This is a genomic window from Neisseria sp. WLZKY-1, from assembly GCF_046546535.1.
Taxonomy (GTDB): Bacteria; Pseudomonadota; Gammaproteobacteria; order Burkholderiales; family Neisseriaceae; genus Neisseria.
Genome location: NZ_JBKGTW010000073.1, coordinates 1 through 7,123 on the forward strand (window position 1 = coordinate 1; position 7,123 = coordinate 7,123).

Here is a 7,123-nt window from a genome sequence, read left to right on the forward strand (position 1 = left end):
TGCGGGTGTAATCCTAGGGTGCGTTCCGAGGCGACTGGCCTGTTTGGTTGCTATGGTACGCTGATTTGAACATACAAGGGTGTGTGGCTCTGCCACGCACGCGTTCTTTGCCATTTGAGGCCGTCTGAAATCTTCTCATGCTGTTTCAGACGGCTTTTTGGTTTTTCAGTCTGCCTTTGAAGTTCGGAAAACGCGTGCGTCGCGGGGCGACACACCCTACGCAGGCTATGCTTGCTCTTGCCGACGTTACAAACAGGCCGTCTGAAAGGCATTTCAGACGGCCTCTGTGTCCTATCCCTTTTCGTGCCCGCGCACGAGGGCGCGGACGATGTGGCGGTTGGGGTGCAGGGCTTCGCGCAGGCGGCGGGAGAAGGGTTGCGGCAGGCCGAGGATTTCGGCGGCGGTTTGTTCGGCGCACCAGGGGGCGGTGGCGAGGCCGCGGCTGCCGTGGGCGGCGTTGACCCAGGCGTTCGGCAGCCAGGGGCAGGGGGCGTCGATCGGGTAGTTTTTGTCGTGGGCGAGTTTGGCGTACAGGCGCTTCATGGCGGCGTAGTCGGCGATGCGGCCGACGGTGGGCAGGTGGTCGGGGCTGTCGCAGCGCACGGCGGCGTGGCCTGCGGCGGTCGGTTCGGCAAGCAGCGAGGCGGCAAGCTGCGGGTGCAGGCGTTCGAGTTCGCGGCGGTTGTGTTCGGCGTCGGCCTCGCGCCAGTCTGCATCGGCATCGTGCGGGGTGAAGCTCGCGCCGTAGCAGTGCTGTCCCTGCCATGCGGGGCTGATGTAGCTGGCGGCGGACAGGGCGGTTTTCAGACGGCCTGAGTAGGGGGTGGCGGCGGCGAGGTTGGTCTGGCCGCGTATCATCTGCCAAGGCAGGGCGGCGACGGCGGGCAGGTGCGGGCTGTCGGCACCAGTGCAGTAGACGATGTGGCTGGCGGACAGGGTGCGCGCGGGGGTGGACAAGTGCCATGCGCCGCCGCGGTGTTGGGCGGACAGGAGCGGCTGGTGTTCGCAAAGGGTGATGGCGGGATGGGCGAGCAGGGCGCGAACCAGCGCGGCGGGGTGCAGCCATGCGCCCTGCGGCCAGTAGAGGCCGTCTGAAAGGATGTCGATGCCGGCGATGACGGAGGCTTCGGCGGCGGTGACGCCGCGGTAGAGGTGGGCGTGGCGGGTTTGCGCGGCGAGTTGTGTGTTGCGGCGGGTTTCGGCGGCGTTGTGGTTGAGGTGGAGCAGGCCGCAGGGCTGCCAGTTTTCCTGTTCGGGCAGTAACTTATCGAGCAGGCGGCGGCTGTGGCCGTAGCCGCCCAGCAGCAGCTCGGTTTGTTCGGTGTCGTGTGCGGAGATTTTGGCGTAGAGCAGACCCTGGCGGTTGCCGCTGCCCGCCTGCGCCGCCGCGCCCGCTTCAAGCACGGTGACGCGCACGCCGCGCGAGGCCAGCGCGTAGGCCGTGGCCGCGCCCGCGATGCCCGCGCCGATGACGGCAACGTGTTCCGGCGGGGAAACGGGGTTTTCAGGCGGCCTGTACCACGGTTTGTACGGTGTGGCGGCGGTTTGCGGCACGGGCTCGGTCTGCCAGTGCAGGCCGCCTGAAAAATGTTCGTGCAGACGCTCGGCGCAGGCGGGCGGCATCAGCCACAGCTCGCAATCGGGCAGCAGGCCGCGCAGGATGTTGGGCGCGGCAAATTGCAGGCAGGCCGACTGCTGCGGCCAGGCCGCAAGAAAATGCCGCTCCCTGCCGCAGGGCGCGGCGGAGGCGGCAAATTCGGGCAGACGGAAATCGGGCAGGCAGACTATCAGGCGGCGCTGTGTTTCGGCGGCGCGGACGAGTTCTGCGGCGGGGGGCGGGGCGTTCCAAACGGCGGTCATGCGGTTTCCTGGCGAATACGGCGGCGGCAGTATACACCGCCTTGCGCGAAAACCGCTGCCGCGCATGGTTTTCAGACGGCCTTAACGGGTATAATCGCGCCTTTTCGCCGCAGGGCTTTTGCCGTGCGGCCGTTTGAAAGCTATCCGTTTCGATTCCAACCCATTTACATTTAGGAGAGACCCCATGAGTGCCATCATCGACATCTTCGCCCGCGAAATCCTCGACTCGCGCGGCAACCCCACCGTGGAATGCGACGTGCTGCTGGAAAGCGGCGTTATGGGACGCGCGGCCGTGCCCAGCGGCGCGTCCACCGGCCAGAAAGAAGCCTTGGAGCTGCGCGACGGCGACAAAACCCGCTACCTCGGTAAAGGCGTGTTGCAGGCCGTCGAGCATGTGAACAACGAAATTGCCCAGGCGCTGATCGGCATCGACGCCTCCGAACAGAGCTATATCGACAAAATCATGATCGAGCTCGACGGCACGGACAACAAAGGCCGTCTCGGCGCCAACGCCACGCTGGCCGTTTCCATGGCCGTCGCCCGCGCCGCCGCCGAAGACGCCGGTCTGCCGCTTTACCGCTATCTCGGCGGCGCCGGCCCGATGGCGATGCCCGTGCCGATGATGAACGTTATCAACGGCGGCGCGCACGCCAACAACAGCCTCGACATTCAGGAATTCATGATTATGCCCGTCGGTGCGCCCACCTTCCGCGAAGCCCTGCGCTGCGGCGCGGAAGTGTTCCACGCCCTGAAAAAACTGTGCGACGAAAAAGGCTATCCCACCACCGTCGGCGACGAAGGCGGCTTCGCCCCCAACCTCGCCAGCCACGAAGAAGCCCTGCAACTGATGCAGGAAGCCGTTGAAGCCGCAGGCTACAAAACCGGCGAAGACGTCCTGTTCGCCCTCGACTGCGCGTCCAGCGAATTTTATAAAGACGGCAAATACCACCTCTCCGCCGAAAAACTCGCCCTGACAAGCGAAGAGTTCGCCGACTACCTCGCCAAACTGGCCGGTAAATATCCCATCATCTCCATTGAAGACGGCATGGACGAAAACGACTGGGCAGGCTGGAAGCTGCTCACCGAAAAACTCGGCGGCAAAGTGCAGCTTGTCGGCGACGATTTGTTCGTCACCAACCCGAAAATCCTCGCCGAAGGCATCGAAGCGGGCGTGGCCAACGCCCTGCTGGTGAAAGTGAACCAAATCGGCACGCTGAGCGAAACCCTCAAAGCCGTCGAGCTGGCCAAGCGCAATCGCTACGCCGCCGTGATGAGCCACCGCTCGGGTGAAACCGAAGATTCCACCATCGCCGATTTGGCCGTCGCTACCAACTGCATGCAGATCAAAACCGGCTCGCTCTCGCGCTCCGACCGCATGGCCAAATACAACCAGCTTTTGCGCATCGAAGAAGAGCTGGGCGAAGCCGCGCACTACCCCGGCCGCGCCGCGTTTTACCAAAACGGCAAATAAGGCAGCGTGATGAAGTGGGTGACCCTTGTTCTGATTTCGGCCTTTGTCTTCTTCCAATACAAACTGTGGGCGGGCAAAGGCAGCTATCAGGACGCGGCCAGAATGGAAAAACAGCTCGCGCTGCGCCAAACCGCCAACGCCGCCTTGCGCCTGCGCAACGCCGCCCTGTCGGCCGAAGTGGCCGACTTGCAGGAAGGCAGCGAAGCCATCGCCGAAATCGCCCGCGTCGATTTGGGCTATATCGAAGAGGGCGAGATTTACTACCGTCTAATCAAGCCCGCCAAATAGCCTTAAAGGCCGTCTGAAAACCCTTTTCAGACGGCCTTTCCGTTTTCAGACGGCCTTCGTTCGTTTATTATCCGAATCCTGCACAACGACGCACAACGACAAAAAAGGAGAACCCCATGCAGGACACCGCCGCCTACGTCCGCGCCAAAGCCGCCGCCGCCCGCGCCGCTTATTTTCAGGCGGCCGCCGCCCCCGGCGCGGTGAAAAACGCCGTGCTGCTGCGTGCCGCCGAGCTGCTCGACAAACACCGCGCCGCCGTTCTCGCCGCCAACCGCCAAGACTGCGACAACGCCGCCGCCAAAGGGCTGGACGCCGCCATGCTCGACCGCCTGCGCCTGACCGACGCGGGCATAGACCACATCCGCGAAGGCCTGCGCCAGATTGCCGCACTGCCCGATCCCGTCGGCGAAATGAATGAATTCCGCACCCGCCCCAACGGCCTGCAAATCGGCAAAATGCGCGTGCCGCTGGGTGTAATCGGCATCATCTACGAATCGCGGCCGAACGTTACCGCCGACGCCGCCGCCCTGTGCCTGAAATCGGGCAACGCCTGCGTGCTGCGCGGCGGCAGCGAAGCGGTGAACAGCAACGGCGCGATTGCCAAACTCATCCGTCAGGCGCTGCACGAAAACGGCCTGCCCGCCGACGCCGTCGCCTTTATCGAACACACCGGCCGCGAGGGCGTCGGCGCCATGCTGCAAAGCCCCGATTTGATCGACGTCGTCATCCCGCGCGGCGGCAAATCGCTGGTGTCGCGCATCGCCGCCGAAGCCCGCGTGCCCGTTATCAAACACCTCGACGGCATCTGCCACGTTTATCTCGATGAGTTCGCCGACGCCGAAAAAGCCGTCAACATCGCCTTCAACGCCAAAACCTCGCGCTACGGCACCTGCAACACCATGGAAACCCTGCTGGTGCACGAAGCGCGCGCCGCCGAACTGCTGCCGCCGCTGGCCGCGCGCTACCGCGAAAAAGGCGTGGAACTGCGCGGCTGCCCGCGCACGCTGGCCGTTCTGCCCGACATTCAAACGGCCTCAGACGAAGACTGGGACACCGAATACCTCGCCCCCGTTTTGTCGGTGAAAATCGTTGACTCGGCGCAAGAGGCCGTCGAACACATCAACCGCCACGGCAGCAGCCACACCGACAGCATCGTCACCGAACACCTCGGCCGCGCGCAAATGTTCCTGCGCGCCGTCGATTCGGCCAGCGTGATGGTCAACGCCTCCACCCGCTTCGCCGACGGCTTCGAATACGGCCTCGGCGCGGAAATTGGCATTTCCACCGACAAAATCCACGTCCGCGGCCCCGTCGGCCTGCACGGCCTCACCTCGCAAAAATGGATCGTGCTAGGCGACGGGCAGATACGCACCTGAGTCCGCACGCAGAGGCCGTCTGAAACCCCGTTTCCCGCCTTTTCAGACGGCCTCAAACTGTTTTCCGACAACCCTTCATCCGAATCCGACCACCATGCAAGCGCGGCCGCCGCATCAGAAACCGATCTACCGCCCCCACCACCAGCCCTTCTGGCAGGCCGACAAACCCTACCTGCACAACTGCGAAATCACCGTTTCCGGTTTCCGCGCCCTGTGCGGCATCATGGCCTTTCTTGCCGGCGCGATTAACGCGGGCGGCTTTTTCGCCGTCAAAAGCTATACCTCACACGTCAGCGGCGCGATGTCCGGCGCGGCCGACGCCGCCTTTCTCGGCGACTGGGAAGGCGCGGCGGTGATGCTGGCGGGCGTGCTCGCCTTCCTGCTGGGCGCGGCGCATTCGAGCTGGACGATACTGTGGGCGAAACGCCAGCGTTTCCGCAGCGGCTACGGCCTGTCGATGTGGCTGGAAAGCTTTTATCTGCTGGTGTTCGGCCTGCTCGGCGTCGCCCTGGCGCACTACGGCAAAATCTTCGCCCCGCCCACCCTGCTGCTTTTGTGCTTCATCATGGGCATGCACAACACCGTCCTCACCGTCCTCTCCGGCGGCGTTATCCGCTCCACCCACATGACTGGCACCGTCACCGACCTCGGCATCGAGCTGGCCAAAGTCCTCTACTACCGCCGCAGCACCAATCCCCGCCTGCCCGACGTGCGCGTCAACAAACCCAAAATGCGCCTGCTCCTTCTGCTGGCCGCCGCCTTCCTCTGCGGCGGCTTTACCGGCGCCTGGGGCTACCACCGCCTCGGCTACCACTTCACCCTGCCCGTGTCCGCCCTTCTTTTCTGGTTTGGCGCAGGCTCGGTCGGCTACGACGTCAAAATCCGCTGGCGCATGTACTGGCGGCAGCGAAAACGCGCCAAACGGTAAAGCGCGGGTAATTTCACGTTAAGGCCGCTTCTGCCGCCCGCACCCTCGGACTATATTCCGCCGCTCCGCAATCTTTACATTACCGATTTTAGAAAGGACGACACATGAAACTGTTTAACTCTCTCATCGTCACCGCTATTGCCGCATCCCTTGCTCTCAGCGGCTGCATCACCTACGCCGACGGCACGCAGAAAGCCAGCAAAACCGCCTCCTTCGGCCTCGGCGGCGCCGCCGTCTGCGGCATCATCGGCGCATTGAGCCACGGCAGCAAAGGCGCGCGCAATTCCGCGCTGGCCTGCGGCGCCATCGGCGCGGGCATCGGCGGCTACATGGACTACCAGGAGAAAAAACTGCGCGAAAACCTTGCCAACACCGGCGTGAACGTCGAGCGCAGCGGCGACCAGATCAAACTGGTGATGCCCGAAAACGTGACCTTCCCGACCAACAGCGCCACCCTCAGCACCAACGCGCAAAACGCCCTCGCTGCCGCCGCGCAAACCCTCACCCAATACCCCGACACCACCCTTACCATCAACGGCCACACCGACAACACAGGTTCCGACGCCATCAACGACCCGCTGTCGCAGCGCCGCGCCCAAGCCGTCGCCACCTTCCTGCAATCGCGCGGCGTCAGCGGCAGCCGCCTCGCCGTTTACGGCCACGGCTCGCACCAGCCCGTCGCCTCCAATGCCACAGCCGAAGGCCGCGCGCAAAACCGCCGCGTCGAAATCCTGATCAATCCTGACCAGAACGCCGTGCGCGCCGCGCAGCAGCAGATACAGTAAAGCGCCGTTTGAGGCCGTCTGAAAGCGCGGCTTCGGCGCAGCCAAAACGGCAAAGGCCGTCTGAAAGTTTTTCAGACGGCCTTTTGTATAGTGAACCAACACGGAAAGATACAAGGCAGCAACGTCGTAGATTTTCGTGTTGTTTCACTATATGAGACCTTTGCAAAATCCCCCCAAATCCCCTAAATTCCCACCAAGACATTTAGGGGATTTTCCATGAGCACCTTCTTCCGGCAAACCGCCCAAGCCATGATTGCCAAACACATCGACCGCTTCCCACTATTGAAGTTGGATCAAGTGATTGATTGGCAACCGATCGAACAGTACCTGAACCGTCAAAGAACCCGTTACCTTCGAGACCACCGCGGCCGTCCCGCCTATCACTGCTATCCATGTTCAAAGCCGTCCTGCTCGG

At 63.3% G+C, this 7,123-nt stretch carries 6 protein-coding genes and 1 pseudogene; 6 read left to right on the plus strand and 1 reads right to left on the minus strand.

All coding sequences use genetic code 11. From position 1 onward, the window contains the following. Positions 1-291 precede the first annotated feature (291 nt). The gene (mnmC, locus tag ACLD9W_RS11700; RefSeq protein ID WP_410842178.1) at positions 292-1,860 is read right to left on the minus strand and encodes an FAD-dependent 5-carboxymethylaminomethyl-2-thiouridine(34) oxidoreductase MnmC; all 1,569 of its coding nucleotides are present in this window, start codon (positions 1,858-1,860) and stop codon (positions 292-294) included. Between the two features lie 184 nt (positions 1,861-2,044). Between mnmC and eno the strand changes: the two genes are divergently transcribed. The 6 genes and pseudogenes from eno to ACLD9W_RS11730 all read left to right on the plus strand — a co-directional run. Beyond that, positions 2,045-3,331: a phosphopyruvate hydratase gene (gene eno / locus ACLD9W_RS11705; RefSeq protein ID WP_410842179.1), complete on the plus strand. Its 1,287-nt coding sequence runs from the start codon at positions 2,045-2,047 to the stop codon at positions 3,329-3,331. A gap of 9 nt (positions 3,332-3,340) precedes the next feature. Then, on the plus strand, positions 3,341-3,619 hold the full coding sequence (ftsB, locus tag ACLD9W_RS11710) for a cell division protein FtsB (RefSeq protein ID WP_410842180.1): 279 nt from the start codon (positions 3,341-3,343) through the stop codon (positions 3,617-3,619). A 116-nt stretch (positions 3,620-3,735) separates the two neighbouring features. Next, positions 3,736-4,995 (plus strand): glutamate-5-semialdehyde dehydrogenase, encoded by a 1,260-nt coding sequence (locus tag ACLD9W_RS11715; protein ID WP_410842181.1) that lies wholly within the window; start codon positions 3,736-3,738, stop codon positions 4,993-4,995. A 94-nt stretch (positions 4,996-5,089) separates the two neighbouring features. Then, a complete protein-coding gene (locus tag ACLD9W_RS11720) occupies positions 5,090-5,923 on the plus strand; it encodes a YoaK family protein (protein ID WP_410842182.1) in 834 nt (277 codons plus the stop codon). Positions 5,924-6,027: 104 nt separating this feature from the next. Further along, positions 6,028-6,708, plus strand: a complete 681-nt coding sequence (locus tag ACLD9W_RS11725; RefSeq protein WP_410842183.1) for an OmpA family protein — start codon at positions 6,028-6,030, stop codon at positions 6,706-6,708. A gap of 216 nt (positions 6,709-6,924) precedes the next feature. Next, positions 6,925-7,123: pseudogene (locus ACLD9W_RS11730) on the plus strand (IS5/IS1182 family transposase); the annotation flags it as partial.